The sequence below is a fragment of the Streptomyces sp. DH12 genome (genome assembly GCF_020873895.1).
Classification (GTDB): domain Bacteria; phylum Actinomycetota; class Actinomycetes; order Streptomycetales; family Streptomycetaceae; genus Streptomyces.
In genome coordinates, this window is the sequence record NZ_JAHWGT010000704.1 from 1 (window position 1) to 513 (window position 513).

Annotated in this window: 1 pseudogene; it reads left to right on the forward strand. The window is 74.5% G+C overall.

Annotation, left to right across the window (positions count from 1 at the left end):
- Window positions 1-20: 20 nt before the first annotated feature.
- A pseudogene (locus LPA54_RS36615) lies at window positions 21-513 on the forward strand (ABC transporter substrate-binding protein); the annotation flags it as partial.

Below are 513 nucleotides of genomic sequence, written 5' to 3' on the forward strand. Positions count from 1 at the left end.
GTCCGGGAGGCCACCAGGGCATGTCGACGGGGGCGGGGATCGACGTCCAGCGGCAACTGGAGTCGCTCATCCAGGACTTCCGCGCGGGCGACCCCCCGATGCCGGTGATCGTGCTGCACGCGGAGGACGCGGCCGACGACGACCGCGTGACGGAACTCGTCGACGAGCTGCGCGAAGGACAGCAGAGCCACGGCACGCGTCTGGCCGTCGCGCCCACCGAGCCGCCGCAGGAGGACCCGGACCTGGACCCCACCGCCCAGGCCGTGCGGCTTCTGCGCGACCTGGGCGACAGCCGGAAGTGGGGCGACCGTTCCGCCTCCTACCGCCCCTACTCCTTCCCCCGGCTGGGACTGGTCCGCGCCCTTCAGGACGCCACCGACGACCCGGACATGGACGCGCACTGGCCGACCGCCCCGGCAGGCACTCCGGACGGCAACGCCCAGCGCGAACAGGCCCAGACCCAGCTGCTCCGCATCCTCGCCCGGCAGCGCTGGCGGCCTCGCAGGCCCGCGC